Raw genomic sequence first — 16,984 nt, 5'->3', positions numbered from 1 at the left:
TGTCTCCATTCGATCCTTTTTTCATCCTTATCCAAATCATACGGCTTTTTTGAACAGTTTCCCCTGCTTCCAATACGACTGGAGAGTCGCTCGGTTTGCCAAAAACACCCCGCCTAAAATGAAAGCGGCCCCGAGGCCCATAATTGGTTTGACCGGCTCATCCAAAAATATATATCCTGCCGCGACAGCAATCAATGGGGAGATGTACAGCCATGTAGACGGAAAAACCGGATTCGTTTTCGAAATGAGCCAGTAGTATAGCCCGTGTCCTCCGATGGATCCGATGAAAATCAAATAAACGATCGGTCCCCATATATCCCATGTTGTAAGGACGGCTGGATTCGGCTGCTCCATAATAATCGAAAAAATTAAGAGCATCGAACCGCCATACAGCATTTGAACACCATTGATCAAAAATGGCGATACATCCTTTTCGGTCGTTAAAATCTCTTTTGAGTTCAGTGTCCCTATTGCATAAAACACTTCCCCTCCCAAGATGACAGCACATGCGATTACCCACAAGTAAGATAATTCTTGATGAAAGCCCGGTAATGAAATGCAGATCACTCCGGCAAGGGCAATCATAAGCGCAATAAACTGCTCTCTTTTAATGATGGTCTTATTCCGCTTCGCCTGAACAAATAAAATCATCATCGGCCCGGTCGCGGACAAAACAGCAGCTAAACCTGAGGTGATATATTGTTCTGCCCAATACAACGTGGCAAACGTCATGAATGTGAGGCAAAAGCCGGCAAACGCTACTTTTTTTGATAAGAGAAACAATGTAACAGGATGGCGTTTTACCGCAAAATATAAGACAACGAGAAGGCCCGCGGCAAAAAAACGGATACCCGCCGAAAAAAGAGGAGGTGCCCCTGCCTCAATCCCCATTTTAATTGTTAAAAATGTCGTTCCAAAAATGAGACAAATGAAAAAATAATTGATGATTACCATATGTTTTCCCCCTTCTAACAGATGAGATGATTATAGGGGATAACATATATAACAGTACAACACAGTCTATAACAGTTGAATCATATTTTTGTTGATAATGAGTTTATAATGCGATTAACTTAACTATATAGATTGATTTAGAAAATGGGACATGACCCAAGAACGGCCATGCCCCATTTTCTATACCTTTGAGAGCAAATTCAAGTTGCCTGAATCACAGATGATGATGCTTTTCGATTAAATAAAGATGTGTCGAGTTATTAAGTGGAATATATAAAGAATTGGGGTGAAATGATGAAATTCACATTGCACAAACATTCGAGTACACCGCTCTATCAGCAAATCTGCATGCAAATGGTGCAGCGGATTCAAAATGGGATGCTGGCAGACGGGGAGCAGCTTCCTTCTTTACGCACGTTCGCAGACGATCTCGGTGTTAGTTTATTAACTGTCCGCAAGGCGTACAAATGGCTGGAAACGAAAGGATATGTGTCCGTCCAGCGCGGCAAGGGCGTATATGTAAAAGGGCAAAAAACAATTCCTATTCCACAGCCAAACCTTCCATATGAGTGGCAGCGCTCTTTATCGTACAATATCATTCGCTCCCAATATTTACTCAATCGCAAAAAGCAATATTATGATTTTTCCCAGGCAGTCGTCTACCCGCGCCTCCTGCCGACACAGTTTTTGGCAGACGAAATGCAAAAAATCCTCGACAAAAACCGAATGATTCTGGCGACATACGGCCCTGTCCAAGGAGATGAAGAACTTCGATTCGCCGTTTCCGCCTATTTGGAAGAACAGCAAGGACTAACCGCCCTCCCTTCCAATCTTATCATTACAAGCGGTGTCCAGCAAGGAATCGATCTTATCGCCCAAACATTATTAAAACCCGGGGATACGGTTGTAGTCGAAAGCCCGTGTTACGGTGCGGCCATTGATGTTTTTATGAATAAAGGGATCAATGTCCTTCCCATCGATGTTGATGAAAAAGGTCTCCGGATCGATCGATTAGAAGAAGTTTGTCAGAAACGGAAACCGGTTTTGGTGTATGTCAATCCGACGTTCCACAATCCTACCGGTACGTTGATGAGCGAACAAAGAAGACGGGAACTCGTCGAACTTGCCGAACTTTATCACTTTTTTATTATAGAAGATGACTCGTTCAGTGAGATTTACTTTGATGACTTTCCCCTTCCCCGTCCCATCAAATATTTTGACCGGAACGGACATGTCTTGTATATAAAAGGGTTCAGCAAAACGATGGCACCGGGGATTCGGATCGCTGCCCTGCTCGCTGAAGGACCTGTATACGATTGGCTTTATGCCACAAAAGCTTCCATGGACATCGGAAGCCCGTTGCTTACCCAAAAAGGCATTCTTCCTTTTTTGCGTACAGAAAGGATGCGAAATCATTTACAAAAGCTGCGGATCGCTTTACAAATACGGCGCGATACATCGGCAAACATCCTTTCTTCATTAGGGGATTCGGTTCAATTTCATCTCCCTCAAGGCGGGTTGAATTTATGGGTAGCCTTACCTGAAAATGTTGATGCTATGTCCTTGCTTGCGAGGGCAAACGACGCTTCAGTTTCCTTTTTGCCAGGATCCTCTTGTTTTGTGCATGAACCGAAACACCACTACATCCGTCTAAGCTATTCATTATTAAGTGATCATGATCTAACAGTAGGGCTGGAAAAGCTCTGTGAAATCCTTTCAACAGAATTGGCCGGGCTATGAGATGAAACTCTAAAGAAACGGCCGCTTCACAACAAGATAGATAGTCATTTGCAGCCAAATAGAAAGAGGTAAGCCTTTAAAGACTTACCTCTTTCTATTAAGAGCCAATTGCCTGCAGACCGGCTTGGTTCAAAAAGTTCCACGGTTTATTGTAATGCGGCTGGAAGAAAAAGTCGATAAAGCTTAGTTCATCAACGGTCATCTCATTTTGAATACAAACGGATATCGTATTCACTGCCTGGGTCACGTCTGCCTTGGACATGATTTGAGCACCGACGATTCTTCGGGATGCTTCTTCATACACGACCTTGAACAAGATCGTTTCATACGTCGGCATAAACTCTGGACGATCATGCTCTTTGATTGTGATATTTTTCACATTCATATCTAAAAATGAAGCGGCTGTTTCAGTTACACCAGTTGAAGCGATATTTAGATCATATAATCGTAATCCTGACGTACCTTGTGTTCCCATGTACTTTACGGTTGGTTCCATGATATTTTTAGCAACCAGCGTTCCCATTCGAACAGCATTCGTTGCAAGCGGGATATACATATGCTTTTTCGTCGGGTTATAGAAGACCGCACAGCTGTCACCTGCTGCATACACATCTTCTTTACTTGTACGCATATACTCATCTACAATGATGGCCCCGTTCTCAAGCATGTCAACTTGCCCTTCCAACAACTTTGTATTAGGACGGAAACCCACACATAAAATCACTAAATCGGTTTCGTATTCTCCGTTTGTCGTCACAACTTTAGAAACTTTTCCATTCTCCCCCTCGAATCGCGTTACAGACTGATTAAGAGCAAGATGGACGTTTCGATTCGTTAATTCTTGCTCAATTAATTTCGTATATTCCGAATCGAGGTATTTATTTAAAATGCGGTCGGCTCCATCAATCAGTGTTACTTCCGAGCCATATTTCTCAAACGCTTCGACCAACTCGACACCGATATAGCCGGCACCAATGACCGTAATTTTTTTCGCTTCTTTTGCTTTTTCGATAATGTCATTTGCATGAGCAAAGTTTTTCGATAAAACGATATTCTCAAGATTGATTCCTTCAATCGTTGGAATGACAGGCCATGAACCAGTTGTCATAATTAACTTATCAAATGTATCTTCAAATACTTCACCGTCCATCAAGTTTTTCACTTTCAACGTTTTTTCAGTAGTGTCAATGGAAATGACTTCGTGCTTCATGTTCATCTTCACCCCCATTGATTCAAGTTCTTCTGGTGAAGAATAAAATAATCGATTTGGATCTTTTGCTACACCTCCAACATATAACGCAATCCCGCAAGATAAAAAGGAAACATTAGCATTCTTCTCATACACGGTCACTTCCGCATTAGAATAAAGAGACGCTATATTTTTAACAGCTGCCGTTCCAGCATGTGTACACCCTATTACTGCAATTTTCATAAAATTTCCTCCTCGGAACATTCTTTTTGTGAAACATTTCACAAAAAAGAATGTGAATTGTTTTACATGTTCTATGATTTTATTATAAATGAACGATGAAGAAACGGCAAGTTTTATTTGTGATTTTTTTCACAAATATTTGTTTTCTTTCTGCCTATTCAATCATTCCGCACTTTCCGCTTAACTGCTCTGATGACTCTAGGCGTTGATGCTGGGGACTTACTCCAGTTAATATAGGGAAAATTGAATGTTGCAAGCCATTTTTTGAAAGATAGCCAGGCAGGTATGAAGAACGTATACCTGCCTGGCTATCTTTCTTTAAAAATATTCTTCAACTTGATTAATATAGTCTCGGTTTGTCCGGCGACGATGACTCCAATTTCTCCATTTATGCAAATCGCCACGGTTAATACCCCATTTATATCAGAAAGAATATGATAGCTTGCATTTACCTCTACTGTCACCACATCCTTTGTAGAAGAAAAGGTATAAACAAAAGCACTGCTTATCTCTTTTGTTTATACCTTCGCATGATTATTTTTTCCTTTACACAATATATTGAAGAAGGCATGCAAACATGTCCATTTTTAACACGTCGATCAGAATGGGCATGAATCCCCCGATCCTTCTGCGTTTTGATGCTTTCACGTTTCAACAACTGTTAACATCGTTCTCGTTTCTCTAAAATGTATTATAAACATTTTTACACTCTGCACCTGTCGGCTGATAAATTATTTCTCACCATAGTTATATATATTTCCAAGAAGCAGATGTGGGAACAAAACCGAGCATTTTTCCTATAGAAATATCAGGATTGTTCTTTGTAAGAACCAACAAAAAAAGGACAGCTGTCCTTCTTTTGTTGGTTTTTATTCAGGAAACAAATCTGAAGACAAATAACGTTCACCTGTGTCAGGTGCCATACAAAGCACTCTTGCACCTGCCGGAAGCTTTTTGGCGGTTTCAACCGCAAAGTGAGCAGATGCCGCACCGGATGCCCCGACAAAAATTCCTTCTTCTGCCGCCAAACGTCTAGCCATCGTTTGAGCGTCTTCGTCTTTAATGAGTAAAATCTCGTCGTAAACTTCACGATTCAAGATCGTTGGCACGAATCCCGGCCCAGTTCCCGGAATTTTGTGGGGTCCTGGTTCGCCTCCTGAAAGGACTGGGGATCCGTATGGTTCAACAACATAAATTTTTAAGCCGGGAATTTTTTTCTTGAGCTCTTCGCCCGTTCCTGTCACGGTTCCCCCTGTTCCTGCGGTCAATACAAGCGCATCAAGCTTACCGTCGAACGCCTCCATAATCTCCACAGCCGTCGTTGTGCGATGAGCATCAGGGTTTGCCGCATTTTCGAACTGCATCGGAATAAAGCTTCCAGGGACATTGGCCGCAAGACGTTCCGCTTCATCGATGGCTCCTTGCATACGGAGGCTTGCTGGCGTTAAATAAACCTCTGCTCCATAAGCTTTTAAAATTTTGACACGCTCAACCGTCGCATTATCAGGCATCGTAATCATACAGCGATATCCTTTTGCCGCACATACCATTGCAATACCGATGCCTGTATTGCCGGAAGTCGGCTCAATGATCGTACTTTTTCCGGGTGCGATAAGTCCTTCTGATTCGGCCCGTTCAATCATGCTCATGGCTGCACGGTCTTTGACGCTGCCTCCCGGATTAAACGATTCCAGCTTAATATAAACATCGGCCCCATTACGATCGGGAATATTATTTAATTTTACAATCGGTGTGTTTCCTACTAGATCAAGAATGGAATTATATAGTTTCATCTGTAATCCAACCTTTATTGTATTATTCCTATAAGATTATACAGGAATTTATACGACGAACCAAATAATTAAGGCTGAAAAAATTTTTACACAGCAATCTTCACCGAGTTGAAAAACCGCACCTTGACTTCCTTTTCCAATTAATTTTAATGAGGTTGGATTATGAATAAGAAGCTCCTTTTCACCATTGGTCTTAATTCTTTCTATTTTAATCAATTTAAAATCATCCATCTCCCTATCACCTTCTTCTGGACTATCTCAATTTATAATATGAAACAAATATTTTTTTGGCTCTAGGTTATTACCTTTTCCAACAAATTGCCATACCCTATTTACTTTTGTAAAAAAGTTAAAAACAGCTAGATTTCATGATTTTTTCGGTATTTTATTTACATTTGATCACCATAAAAAACTTTTTCAAAAATATGCTTTTGACCGTTTCGAATCTTGCCCATTCTGAATTTAATAAAAAAAGAACTCTATTTAATTGTTTAATAAGGAGCTAATCATCAAGAAAGGATAATGAGATGAGCTATATTCAAGAAATACGAGACCTTGTTGGTACAAGACCATTCATCTTAACTGGGGTCACCGCTTTGGTAATTAATCAGCAAAGGAGCGAATGTTATGGCAAAGGAAAAAAAGAAGATGAAACAGCCCATATACGCTGTTAAATATGTCCAGGCGTTAAGAGGCGGAACAGCTCATGTAATTGAATACAGTGATGGAAAAAGGTATGTTACGAAGTTTTACGGTGTTAGAAAAAAAAGAATAAAAGAAGTGGTTAATGAATATGTAATTGCAAAATTGGCACAGCTTCTTTCACTCCCCATTATTCCATTTACTCTTGTTTATGTACCAGAGGAATTTATCAAGAATACTCCGGAATTACAACAGAAAAAACGAAGCTATAATCCTGGTACCCATTATGGATGCGTTTATATTGAAAACTGTATGTCATTCGAAGATGTAAGAGAAGCTCCTCCTTCTAAAGCGGAAGTTAAGAATGGGAATATGCTTGCAGGAATAACTGTATTCGACCAATGGGTAAACAACTCTGACCGGGGTACGATGAATGTCATTTTGGAGCGGCTAAGTGACGGCAACTATTATGTCCACATGATTGATCATGGAAGATGTTTTCCGGGGCGCTATGAATGGAATGCACAAACACTTCGTGAGGGGCAGCCTGAATATAACTTCAAATGGCCTTTTTATCAATGGGCAAACTCTCTTCTAGATGATTCCAACGAGTTGGCTTCATTTATCGATAAAATTGAAAAGTTGCCAAATGAATCAATATATGAAGTGATCCATTCCATCCCTGCTGAGTGGAATGTAAGCTCCGAGGAACGAGAAGCTCTCTACCAGTTTCTTTTAAATCAGAAAAAAGCATTGCCTAACATCGTAAATAATATCATCAAGTATTATAGCGCAAAAAAATAACGTTGGCATCATATGCACATACCAACGCTGAAAAATAATCCACCATAAAAAACTGCACCTTCCATTGTTAGTTGATCTAACAATGGAAGGTGCAGCCTAAAAACAATCATGTTCGTTTTTCTAAATCAATTATTGAGCAAAATGCTGCTTAACAAAATCAGGCGCACTCTTTTCATCAAATACTTGAAACTCTGGATACGGATTTCCGATGAAATAGAAGGCAATTACATAGGTGCCAAGCTCCTGTTGCTTAGCTGCAAGCAAAGCTTGTTCCAGCTGTTTTTTATCTTTGATGCGCAATCCGTCCTCGCGGTCTTTAAATTTCTTCTCGATTTCGTCGGAGCGAATATATTCGTATCGATCTTTTCCTTCTTCATTCTTGATCACGACGGCATATGCCAAATCCTCCGGCATCACACGTGCTTGTTCAAGAAGTTTATTCTCCTTTAGCCATTCCTCTACTTTTTTATAAGACTTTTTCCATGGCACATTCATTTGTTTGTTATTGCTGTATAAAAATTCGATATACGCCCAGCTTGAGCTATCATCAAAAATTTGTTCAGATGTTTCGGATTTCAGTTCTTCTTTTACAATCGCAGTGAACTCTTTAATTCTTTCAGGATCTGTAATGGCCGCACGTTTACCCATAGGTCCATCCGGTTGAATCGTAATTTTGTCGATCACATCATTTTTCTTGGATTCACGAAGAAGCGAGTAACGATTTTCTTTGTATTCATTTGATTCGACAATCGGTTTATAAAGCGGTTTGTATGATTCAAACGGAATGTCATAATAGCGCACGATCCTCTTGCCGTTATTCAATTCATATCCAATGGCAACGGAACGTGTATCACGCGGATGAACCCGTTCAGGCCGCTCCTTAATAATTTGCTGATGAAGCTCATAGATATGTTCAATATTTCTTGGGTCCTTAAAATAATATTCTTCTTCATCCGTGATGTAAACCTGGTTTGAGTCTTCCAGCTCTGTTTCTCTCTGTTTTTGATAGGCATCCGTTAAAGGGTAGATTGATTCTGCAAAATATACACGATTGACATCCGCCAACTCCGGCTGCTTCTTTTCATAACCTGTTATATCCATTTGAAGCAATATACCGGCTATAAACATGGTTAAAGCGAAAATTAAAAACCCTTTCCATTGGCCGAATACGCGCCACGTTTTTTGAAGAATCATCCCTGCCACAAAATAGCCGATTAAAGAGGCAGCTGCAAAACCAAATAAAATCCAGCCGAAGTCGTTTTGCGTTTCACCGAAGTACAATCCGCCGACTAGCATTGTACAAAAAGTCATACCGTATTTGAATACCGGCTGCAGGGGCCTGAACGCAATCGCCTGGGTTGCTACTTCAATATGGCGCTTTTTATATACAATTAGTGACAATGTATAGAAGATAACGATCAATAAGCCATACACGGCCCATTCTGTTCCGATTAAAGGATGGCGCGTCATTTCGAATGCCCGAACAAACGGAATGAGCTGTTGCACTTGTTGATTTAAATAATAATCGACCGAAAAGCCGAATAAAAAGTACTTCGCATTCATGAACGTCAGGATAATAAGCCCTGCCGGCAAGAACAATAAAATGTAAGTGAGAGCTCCTTGGAGCACGGACATCCCTGTGAAAACGGCCACGAATACACCTGCAAAAAAGACGAATAAATTCCATAAGCATGTTGCCATCACCCAATGGCCGATTTCACTTTTCGAATAGAACTCTGACAAATCCAGGGCGCCGTGAAGCAGCCAAAGAATAACCCCCGTCAAAATTACCGGAACAACCAACAGCAGTGAACCAAGCAATGCTTGCTGATGATACAGCGTCTCCCGGCGTATTGGCAAACTATGAATATAGTCGGTCGATAGCTTAACCTGCATATAGCGGAATAAAAAAACCGCCAGCAGGACGGGCAAAACGAAAACAAGGAGGATTTGGAATTCTCCCATCACGTTAAAAAGCCCTTTTGCTTCATAATAATAAGCTCGCTCTTTATTGGAATAAATCATGAGCAGCTGCAATGGCAGCGCAAACGTTAAACATAGAAAATAAACGAGTCCGATCCAGCCGACATTCCGGACGTTTTGCTTCCAAATCCCCCGATTAAACGATGATGTTTTCGATGGCATAACCGACATCCCCCATTTCATATATAAAAATTTCCTCCAATGTGAGTGGGAGCATATCTAAGATGACTGGCCGATGTGATTGAATATAAGAGGTAATCCGCGCTTCCTTTCCTCTAACAATACAAAGCAAGACGCTTCCTCGCTGTTCTTTGTATAAAATGTCCAGATCTTGCAGGAACGCTTGCGGAACATCTCCCGTGAATGCCACTTGGATTTTATGGACATCCGACTTCAAATCATCGAGTTCTTTTTCGATTATTAGTTCCCCGTGATGCAAAATACCGATATGATCACATAAATCCTCTACTTCACGTAAATTGTGAGAAGAAATCAAAATGGTCATTTCCCGTTCCGCCACATCTTGTACAAGCAAGTTTTTCACCTTTTGTCTCATGACCGCATCTAATCCGTCTAACGGTTCATCTAAAATCAACACATCCGGCATAGCCGATAACGCAAGCCAAAACGCCACTTGCCGCTGCATTCCTTTCGACAGACGATGGATTTTTTTCGTCACCGGAATCGGAAACACCTCACCAAGCTTTTGAAATCGCTCTTCATTCCATGATGCATACATGCTTTCGTAAAACTGAGCCATTTGTTTAATCGTCGTTTGCGGAAAGAAATATAAAGAGTCCGGCAAAAAAATGGCTTTTTGCTTTATGCCAACATTTTCAAAAACAGGCTCACCTTCAATGAGCACTTGCCCTTCATCTTGCTTATAAATGCCTGCAATCATTTTTAAAAGAGTCGTTTTCCCTGCCCCGTTCGATCCGAGCAGTCCATAAATGGATCCTTTTTCGATATGTAAGTTCACTTTTTTGACCGCTTCAATATCTTCAAATTCTTTTCTTACCTGTTTGACTTCAATCATCCTTTTCTCCTCCCTTCACCGACTGCTCCGCTTTTTCTACAAGAGATAAAATCTCTTCTTTTTTCAGCCCTAAATACATCGCTTCTGAAATCAGCTTGATTAAGTCTTGTTTCATTTTTTCCACCTTCTCATTATTTTTCGTTTCAGATTGGGGTGAAACAAAGCTGCCTTTACCTGGAATAGAATAAATATAGCCTTGGTGTTCCAATTCACGGTAAGCTTTTTGAATGGTATTCGGATTAATCGTCAGTTCTTTCGCAAGCAAGCGAACGGACGGCAGCTGTTCATCTGCTTTGAACATTTCATGGATGATGAATTCTTTTAATTTATCAACAAGCTGTTCGTAAATGGGCTTACGACTCCGAAGATCGAGATTGAACATGGTGTTCCTCCTTTCTATTTGAAACTGTTCTAACTGTATATAGTGTATTAACTGTATTACTTATCGTATTACAGTTATTATTATAAAGAGGTTTGAAATTTTTACAAGCCATTTTTTGAATTTCTGCAAAAAAAAATCCAACAGCGAAGATCTCTGCCGGATTGACGTCCTATCATTTATTCAAAAGCACATTTTGTTGACCTGAGTATATGGTTGAATACAGTCGTGGTACATAATATGTCTCGGTTAGGTAAAAGAGAATATCGCTTTTACTTACTTCTGACCCAAAAGCCTTTTGTGAATCCAGATGGCTGCTTGTGCCCCTTCTCCCATCGCAATCGTGGATTGTTCCGAGTGAGCGACAATATCACCGGATGCCCACACATTAGAAACCGATGTTTCTTTTGTTCTCGGGTCGACCTGAACATGGCGGTTTTCCATCAGCTTTACGCCGAGCTGTTCAGCTAGATCGCTGTACACTTTGTTTCCGCCAAATGCGATAAAACCACGGTCCGCATACAACATTTCACCGTTTTTCAATTTCACGCCTTTAAAGGTTGAATCGTTTTCCGTAATGACTTCGCTGATGGTTTCATGCTTGTAAGCGATGTTGGATTCCGTCAATTTTCCCTTAAGTGAATCCTCTATATCCGATTCCTCATGATTGATGTAAACAATGTCTTTTGTCCAATATGTTAACGTCAACGCCATATTTGCTCCCGCTTTTCCTGCCCCTAAAACGAGAACACTCTTATCGGACACTTCATATCCATCACAGTCGGGACAAACATACACGGTAAGTCCAAGGCAGGATTTAATGTTTGGAATATCCGGAAGCCGATCCATCACTCCCGTCGCCAAAAGTATCGTTTTTGTATGATAGATTTTCCCCGTTTCCGTTTCAATCTTTATGGAACCATCTTGCTTCATGCACTGTATGACTTTGTCTTTTGAAAAGTGAACACCATATTTCTCTGCATGCCGTCTTCCCAACTCCCTCAACGTTTCACCGCTCACTCCGTCGGGCCACCCTAAAATGTTATGGTAGTTTTTGCATAATGTGGAACGTCCATAATTTGAATCGATTACTAGAATATCATGTTTGTACCTTCCAAGCTGAATGGCTGCCTGAAGACCCGCAATTCCTCCACCGATGATGATGCTTCCATACACATTTTCCACTATTTTCCACCTCTAGTTTAACAATTTGACGCACACAACCTAACTGGCAAGTATTTACTAATATAAACAACCACCTCCTATGTTATTTGCTATTTGAGCTGAAAACATAGAATGATGTTACGACTGTCCTCCTTCCATATACAATTCACGAAAAGCCTCCTTTTCAAACCAGGAACATGAAAATAGATCATGAAGAAGAATCCTTGTTTTCCTTATGACTATTCTGCCCAGCAGCAAAAAAAGCAACCTTTTTAAGGCTGTTTTTTCGCCGATTCCAAGCCTTTCATATATTCCTCAATCTACAAATCGTATAAACTAGAAGAGAAACATATATAGAAAATAGGTGAAGCAAGTGATGGAGTTGGATACATTATATAAGACATATCAACCGTTTCTTTTTTCCATTGCATACCGGATGCTTGGATCAGTTACCGACGCAGAAGATATCGTTCATGATTTATTCCTGCAGCTTAAGCTTGACACCGATCAAATTAAGGACTTGAAGGCATATCTTGCGAAAGTGACGACGAATCGCTGTCTAAACTTTTTAAAATCAGCCCGTAAGAGAAGAGAAATTTATACAGGACCTTGGTTGCCTGAACCTCGGGTACACCAAACAGATCAGCCTTTAGATAAGGTTGTAGCAGACGAAACAGTTTCTTATGCCTTTCTCGTTTTGCTGGATCAACTGTCACCTGTCGAAAGAGCAGTGTTCGTTCTTAGAGAAGCATTTGCTTATGACTATGGGGATATCGCCGGGATGCTGGAAAAGACTGAAGTGAATTGCAGAAAAATTTTGAAGTTTTTGCACCAGAACCAAACATCCCAATAGAGATTACACTCCATTGGGATGATAATTTTTGTTATTTGTGTAGGTTCTGTAGGTTTAAAACATATTAGATAATTGGGTGTAAGCTAAGAAGATAAATAATGCTATACATAAAGCGAATACAGAGTTACTAACCCAGTTGTTTCTATAATCCTTATCTACTTTTTTAGAGTTTAACAGGACCAATAGGGAGATTACTAAAAATGGCATAAATGTAGATCCAAGTACTCCATACGCAATGATAAGGCCGATAGGTTGTCCGATGAAAAGAAGAACCATTGGCGGGAATGTTAGTAAGAATAAATAGAACTTATAAGCTCCTGTTTTTTCTAATGAAACATTGGATTGTTTATCTTTCTTTACAGTGCGAACGAAATCAGCAAATAAGTACGGCAACCCGTTCCAAGGGCCTAATAGAGATGTAAAGGAGGCAGACCAAAATCCAATTAAAAACAACCAACGAGCGGCTTCGCCAAATCGTTCTCCCAGCAAATTAGAAAGTTGGATAAGACCTTCTTCTCCACTAAGTTTGATGCCTGTTCCATATAAGAATTCTGCACCTATAACTAACACGGATAAACAAAAGAAAGCGGTTACAGAATAAGCTATTTTAGAATCGAATCTCATGATTGGGATCCATGACTTTCCGCTCCAACCTTTTTCTTTTAACCAATAGCCATAAGATACCATGGAAATAGAACCTCCAACCCCGCCAATTAATCCAAGAACATTGAATAATGAACCCTCTGGAACACGAGGAACTATACCGCTGAAAATATCGATAAGATTTGGTGTTGTAAGGGCTGCTGTACCAACAACCGTTACAAACATAACTCCGACTAGTACAGTCATGAGGCGTTCAAAGAAGGAATAGCGACCAAACAAAACTAAAACATAGCCAACGATAGAATGAATGGCTGCCCAAGCCCAAAGAGGAAGAATAGGAAACATTGCTGTCATAGCTAACGCACAAGAAGAAGCAATGGCAGCACCATACACAAATCCAAAAATTACAGAATATGCTCCGAAATAGCCTGTTATCCAGCGGCCAAGAGAATGCCATCCTTCTAAAATCGTCTTTCCTGTAGCTAATTGAAAACGACCCATACTTTCATTTATAAAGTATTTAAAAATTGCCCCTAACACAATTGCCCAAACAAATGTCATTCCTAATGATGCTCCAGCAACAAGGGCTGCTATAAGATCACCTGCTCCAACCCCTGTAGCTGCAGTAATTAACCCCGGTCCTACCCTTGATAACTTACTCCTTAATGATGGGGAAGTAGCCGTTTCCATCTCCAATTGTAATTCTTCTCTCAATGGTTTTCCCTCCTTTTATTTTTACAATCCGCTGAAAGTACCTCTAGAGATGGTATAAGTTTATGAGCACCCTATTGTGTAATCGGTAGAGCCTCTAAATAGAGACTCTACCGATTACACTACAAATTGATTGCACCGTATATAAGTGAAGCAAATACTACTAATCCGGGGTGTACTTTCACTTTTTCCATTAATAAATAACTGCCTATTCCTAAGAATAGAATGTGTCCTAAACCTACTTGAAAGTAAGATTCATAGAATGATTGAAATGCCATCACTCCAAGTAGTACCGCAATTGTCGGTTTGACGTAAAGCGTCATGCGTTTGACTTGCGGAGACGTTCTAAATTTATACAGAAGACCCATTAGCGTAAGCATGAGTATAAGAGACGGAGCAACTGTTGCAAACACTGCCAGGAATGAGCCAAGGTATCCTCCTTCTTGAAATCCGATGTAGCCTGCCATCTTTGTTGCAATCGGACCGGGCAGGGCGTTCGCCATCGCTAAAGCTTCATTAAATTCTTGCGTAGTCATCCATTTATAGTGTTCTACTACTTCTTTTTGAATGAGAGGGATAGTTGCTGGTCCTCCGCCATATCCCAAAATATTAGCGATGAAAAAGGCCCAAAAGATATGAAAATAAATAATCATGCTGATAGTCCCTTCTGCTTTTTCTTTTTCTCAGTCGTATTGGTAGGTTTTACTACAGCAATTACTAAAAGAACTCCTATTAAAAAGCCTGGATGAATACCGAAGTATTCGATAAGTACTAATGCGACAATGATGTGCAATGTGGTAAAAAACCACTTGAGTCCCTTAATAGAACTTTGTACGAATTCCCAAGTTAAGACTCCAAGCATCACTGCTACTACCGGTACAACTGCCTTTGTCATGCCTTGAACCCATCTCAAATCTTTAAACACAATTAATGTACTGAGTAATATAACCATTAAAATGATAGTAGGTAAAATGGTGGCAATGATGGCGTTTATCATTCCAAGTACACCACCAATGCGAAATCCGATATAGCCTGCCATCTTTGTTGCGATAGGACCGGGTAATGTGTTTCCAATCGCTAACACATCTCCAAATTCCTCATTGTTCATCCATTTAAACCGTTCTACTACCTCTTTTTGAACGAGAGGAATCGTTGTAGGTCCCCCTCCATATCCAAGCATACTGCTGCGAAAAAACGCGATAAAAATGTCTAGTTGTTTCATAGACTCAATCCTTTACTATGGATTACCAACTGGCAATTGCCCCATCTGTCCTTGATTCTGTGCCACCCATCAGTACACCTGTTTCAGGATTCCGCCATATAATTTGACCGCGGCCAAACGAACCTGAATCTACCGCCACTTTAATGTCATGTCCTTTTCGTACTAATTCTTCTGCAATGTGGGATGGGAATGTTTTTTCTACTTCTACTGTTTTTTCATTCTTCCACTGCCACCTTGGTGCATCTAAAGCTGCTTGAGGATGTAAGTGAAAATCTATTGTATTCATAATGACTTGAACATGCCCTTGCGGCTGCATATATCCTCCCATTACACCGAATGGTCCAACAGGTTGATCATCCTTCGTTAAAAATCCTGGAATAATCGTATGGTACGTTTTCTTACCGCCCTTAAGGCAATTGTAATGAGTAGGGTCGAGGCTGAAATCATGTCCTCGGTTTTGTAAGGCAATTCCTGTTCCTGGTACTACAACTGCAGAACCGAAGCCCATGTAATTACTTTGGATAAACGATACCATGTTGCCCTCTCCGTCCGCTGTTGCAAGGTACACTGTTCCTCCGCGTGGCGGTACACCTGGAGCTGGCGTGCATGCTTCACTTCTAATCAGTGCTTGACGCTGCTGGCCATACGAAGTACTTAATAGCTCTTCTGTAGTTACACCCATATGCTTAGGGTCTGTAATGTATTGCTTGCCGCAAGTATAAGCAAGCTTCATTGCTTCGATTTGTTTGTGGTATGTGTCTGTTGTTTCTTTTGCTGCAAAATCAAATCCTTTTAATATGTTTAGAGCCATAAGAGCTACGATACCTTGCCCGTTTGGCGGGATTTCCCAAACATCATAGCCGCGATAGTTTACCTTAATAGGATCAACCCACTCTGGTTTAAAGGCTGCTAAATCATCTTTTGTTAAATAGCCTCCGTAAGTCGCAGAAGCTGCTGCAATTTTTTCTGCGAGTGCCCCGTTGTAAAAACTTTCCCCGTTTGTTCTTGCGATTTCTTCTAGTGTGTTAGCGTGGTCAAGAGACGACCATATTTCTCCGACTTCAGGTGCTCGTTCCTTAGGAGCAAAGGTCTCAAACCAAGCTTCGAATTCTGCTCCTGTACATTCTTGTTTGTATTGTTCAAATGCTTTTTTCCAAAAGCGACCTAACGTAGGTGAAACAGGAAAGCCGTTTGCGGCATATTCAATTGCTGGCTTCATAACTTCTAGTAGCGGTAGACGGCCAAAACGGTTTGATAATTCTACCCATGCTGCCGGAGCACCTGGTACAGTTACCGGCAGCCAGCCGTACTTTGGCATACTTTCGTGTCCATCTTCTTTTACCTTGTCGATGGAGATATTCATAGGTGCTGGACCGCTTGCATTTAGTCCGTGTAATTGTCCTTTTGTCCAAACAAGTGCAAAAGCGTCCCCGCCAATTCCATTTGAGGTAGGCTCTACTACTGTCAAACAAGCAGCTGTTGCAATGGCTGCATCAATCGCATTTCCGCCTTTTTTCAAAATATCTAACCCTGCCTGTGCAGCTAAAGGCTGAGACGTAGCGACCATTCCATTCTTGGCATATACTACATTTCGTTGTGATGTATAAGGTGAATAATGTAGATTTAGCTGTAAAGCCATAATAAAACCTCTCCCTTTAAATGTAATAT

Annotated in this window: 15 protein-coding genes; 3 read left to right on the top strand and 12 right to left on the bottom strand. The window is 40.7% G+C overall.

All coding sequences use genetic code 11. The features are described from left to right. Positions 1 to 36: 36 nt before the first annotated feature. A complete protein-coding gene (locus tag BK575_RS11325; RefSeq protein ID WP_078410460.1) occupies positions 37 to 954 on the bottom strand; it encodes a DMT family transporter in 918 nt (305 codons plus the stop codon). Between the two features lie 294 nt (positions 955 to 1,248). Between BK575_RS11325 and pdxR the strand changes: the two genes are divergently transcribed. Then, a complete protein-coding gene (gene pdxR, locus BK575_RS11320; RefSeq protein WP_078410459.1) occupies positions 1,249 to 2,694 on the top strand; it encodes a MocR-like pyridoxine biosynthesis transcription factor PdxR in 1,446 nt (481 codons plus the stop codon). Positions 2,695 to 2,791: 97 nt separating this feature from the next. Here the strand turns inward: pdxR and BK575_RS11315 are convergent, their stop codons facing one another. The 3 genes from BK575_RS11315 to BK575_RS11305 form a co-directional block, all read right to left on the bottom strand. Next, the gene (locus tag BK575_RS11315) at positions 2,792 to 4,126 is read right to left on the bottom strand and encodes an FAD-dependent oxidoreductase (RefSeq protein ID WP_078410458.1); all 1,335 of its coding nucleotides are present in this window, start codon (positions 4,124 to 4,126) and stop codon (positions 2,792 to 2,794) included. Between the two features lie 869 nt (positions 4,127 to 4,995). Further along, positions 4,996 to 5,919 carry a cysteine synthase A gene (cysK, locus tag BK575_RS11310; RefSeq protein WP_078410457.1) on the bottom strand — a complete coding sequence of 308 codons (924 nt, stop codon included), beginning with the start codon at positions 5,917 to 5,919 and terminating at the stop codon, positions 4,996 to 4,998. Positions 5,920 to 5,967: 48 nt separating this feature from the next. Next, positions 5,968 to 6,150 carry a hypothetical protein gene (locus BK575_RS11305; protein ID WP_078410456.1) on the bottom strand — a complete coding sequence of 61 codons (183 nt, stop codon included), beginning with the start codon at positions 6,148 to 6,150 and terminating at the stop codon, positions 5,968 to 5,970. 396 nt (positions 6,151 to 6,546) lie between these two features. Between BK575_RS11305 and BK575_RS11300 the strand changes: the two genes are divergently transcribed. Then, positions 6,547 to 7,365, top strand: a complete 819-nt coding sequence (locus tag BK575_RS11300) for a HipA family kinase (RefSeq protein WP_078410455.1) — start codon at positions 6,547 to 6,549, stop codon at positions 7,363 to 7,365. 129 nt (positions 7,366 to 7,494) lie between these two features. Here the strand turns inward: BK575_RS11300 and BK575_RS11295 are convergent, their stop codons facing one another. From BK575_RS11295 to BK575_RS11280, 4 genes are all read right to left on the bottom strand, one after another. Continuing rightward, positions 7,495 to 9,510 (bottom strand): DUF6449 domain-containing protein, encoded by a 2,016-nt coding sequence (locus tag BK575_RS11295; protein ID WP_078410454.1) that lies wholly within the window; start codon positions 9,508 to 9,510, stop codon positions 7,495 to 7,497. Continuing rightward, positions 9,485 to 10,384 carry an ABC transporter ATP-binding protein gene (locus tag BK575_RS11290; protein WP_078410453.1) on the bottom strand — a complete coding sequence of 300 codons (900 nt, stop codon included), beginning with the start codon at positions 10,382 to 10,384 and terminating at the stop codon, positions 9,485 to 9,487. Before BK575_RS11290 ends, BK575_RS11295 begins: the two co-directional genes overlap by 26 nt. Further along, entirely contained in the window at positions 10,377 to 10,766 is a 390-nt protein-coding gene (locus tag BK575_RS11285; RefSeq protein WP_078410452.1) for a GntR family transcriptional regulator, read from the bottom strand. The genes BK575_RS11290 and BK575_RS11285 overlap by 8 nt, the downstream gene beginning before the upstream one ends. A 273-nt stretch (positions 10,767 to 11,039) precedes the next feature. Further along, on the bottom strand, positions 11,040 to 11,939 hold the full coding sequence (locus tag BK575_RS11280; protein WP_078414751.1) for an NAD(P)/FAD-dependent oxidoreductase: 900 nt from the start codon (positions 11,937 to 11,939) through the stop codon (positions 11,040 to 11,042). A 364-nt stretch (positions 11,940 to 12,303) separates the two neighbouring features. Here BK575_RS11280 and BK575_RS11275 point away from each other — a divergent pair, with 364 nt between their 5' ends. Further along, a complete protein-coding gene (locus BK575_RS11275) occupies positions 12,304 to 12,780 on the top strand; it encodes a sigma-70 family RNA polymerase sigma factor (protein WP_235867370.1) in 477 nt (158 codons plus the stop codon). A 54-nt stretch (positions 12,781 to 12,834) separates the two neighbouring features. On the opposite strand, the gene BK575_RS11270 is transcribed toward BK575_RS11275, so the two are convergent. The 4 genes from BK575_RS11270 to ggt all read right to left on the bottom strand — a co-directional run bounded on the left by BK575_RS11270 (position 12,835) and on the right by ggt (position 16,955). After that, entirely contained in the window at positions 12,835 to 14,097 is a 1,263-nt protein-coding gene (locus tag BK575_RS11270; RefSeq protein ID WP_328589502.1) for an Nramp family divalent metal transporter, read from the bottom strand. A 119-nt stretch (positions 14,098 to 14,216) separates the two neighbouring features. Next, the gene (locus BK575_RS11265; RefSeq protein ID WP_078414749.1) at positions 14,217 to 14,744 is read right to left on the bottom strand and encodes a chromate transporter; all 528 of its coding nucleotides are present in this window, start codon (positions 14,742 to 14,744) and stop codon (positions 14,217 to 14,219) included. After that, positions 14,744 to 15,316 (bottom strand): chromate transporter, encoded by a 573-nt coding sequence (locus BK575_RS11260; protein ID WP_078410450.1) that lies wholly within the window; start codon positions 15,314 to 15,316, stop codon positions 14,744 to 14,746. Before BK575_RS11260 ends, BK575_RS11265 begins: the two co-directional genes overlap by 1 nt. Before the next feature lie 22 nt (positions 15,317 to 15,338). Continuing rightward, on the bottom strand, positions 15,339 to 16,955 hold the full coding sequence (ggt, locus tag BK575_RS11255) for a gamma-glutamyltransferase (protein ID WP_078410449.1): 1,617 nt from the start codon (positions 16,953 to 16,955) through the stop codon (positions 15,339 to 15,341). Between the last annotated feature and the right edge of the window lie 29 nt (positions 16,956 to 16,984).

The organism is Priestia abyssalis (genome assembly GCF_002019595.1).
GTDB lineage: Bacteria > Bacillota > Bacilli > Bacillales > Bacillaceae_H > Bacillus_BA > Bacillus_BA abyssalis.
The sequence above is the reverse complement of the archived record's forward strand: the minus strand, read 5'-3'. Positions and strand labels throughout refer to the sequence as shown.

Excerpts from the sequence above, each read along its gene's own strand:
- BK575_RS11325 (WP_078410460.1), bottom strand. The coding sequence starts at position 954 with ATGGTAATCATCAATTATTTTTTCATTTGTCTCATTTTTGGAACGACA.
- pdxR (WP_078410459.1), top strand. The coding sequence starts at position 1,249 with ATGAAATTCACATTGCACAAACATTCGAGTACACCGCTCTATCAGCAA.
- BK575_RS11315 (WP_078410458.1), bottom strand. The coding sequence starts at position 4,126 with ATGAAAATTGCAGTAATAGGGTGTACACATGCTGGAACGGCAGCTGTT.
- cysK (WP_078410457.1), bottom strand. The coding sequence starts at position 5,919 with ATGAAACTATATAATTCCATTCTTGATCTAGTAGGAAACACACCGATT.
- BK575_RS11305 (WP_078410456.1), bottom strand. The coding sequence starts at position 6,150 with ATGGATGATTTTAAATTGATTAAAATAGAAAGAATTAAGACCAATGGT.
- BK575_RS11300 (WP_078410455.1), top strand. The coding sequence starts at position 6,547 with ATGGCAAAGGAAAAAAAGAAGATGAAACAGCCCATATACGCTGTTAAA.
- BK575_RS11295 (WP_078410454.1), bottom strand. The coding sequence starts at position 9,510 with ATGCCATCGAAAACATCATCGTTTAATCGGGGGATTTGGAAGCAAAAC.
- BK575_RS11290 (WP_078410453.1), bottom strand. The coding sequence starts at position 10,384 with ATGATTGAAGTCAAACAGGTAAGAAAAGAATTTGAAGATATTGAAGCG.
- BK575_RS11285 (WP_078410452.1), bottom strand. The coding sequence starts at position 10,766 with ATGTTCAATCTCGATCTTCGGAGTCGTAAGCCCATTTACGAACAGCTT.
- BK575_RS11275 (WP_235867370.1), top strand. The coding sequence starts at position 12,304 with ATGGAGTTGGATACATTATATAAGACATATCAACCGTTTCTTTTTTCC.
- BK575_RS11260 (WP_078410450.1), bottom strand. The coding sequence starts at position 15,316 with ATGAAACAACTAGACATTTTTATCGCGTTTTTTCGCAGCAGTATGCTT.
- ggt (WP_078410449.1), bottom strand. The coding sequence starts at position 16,955 with ATGGCTTTACAGCTAAATCTACATTATTCACCTTATACATCACAACGA.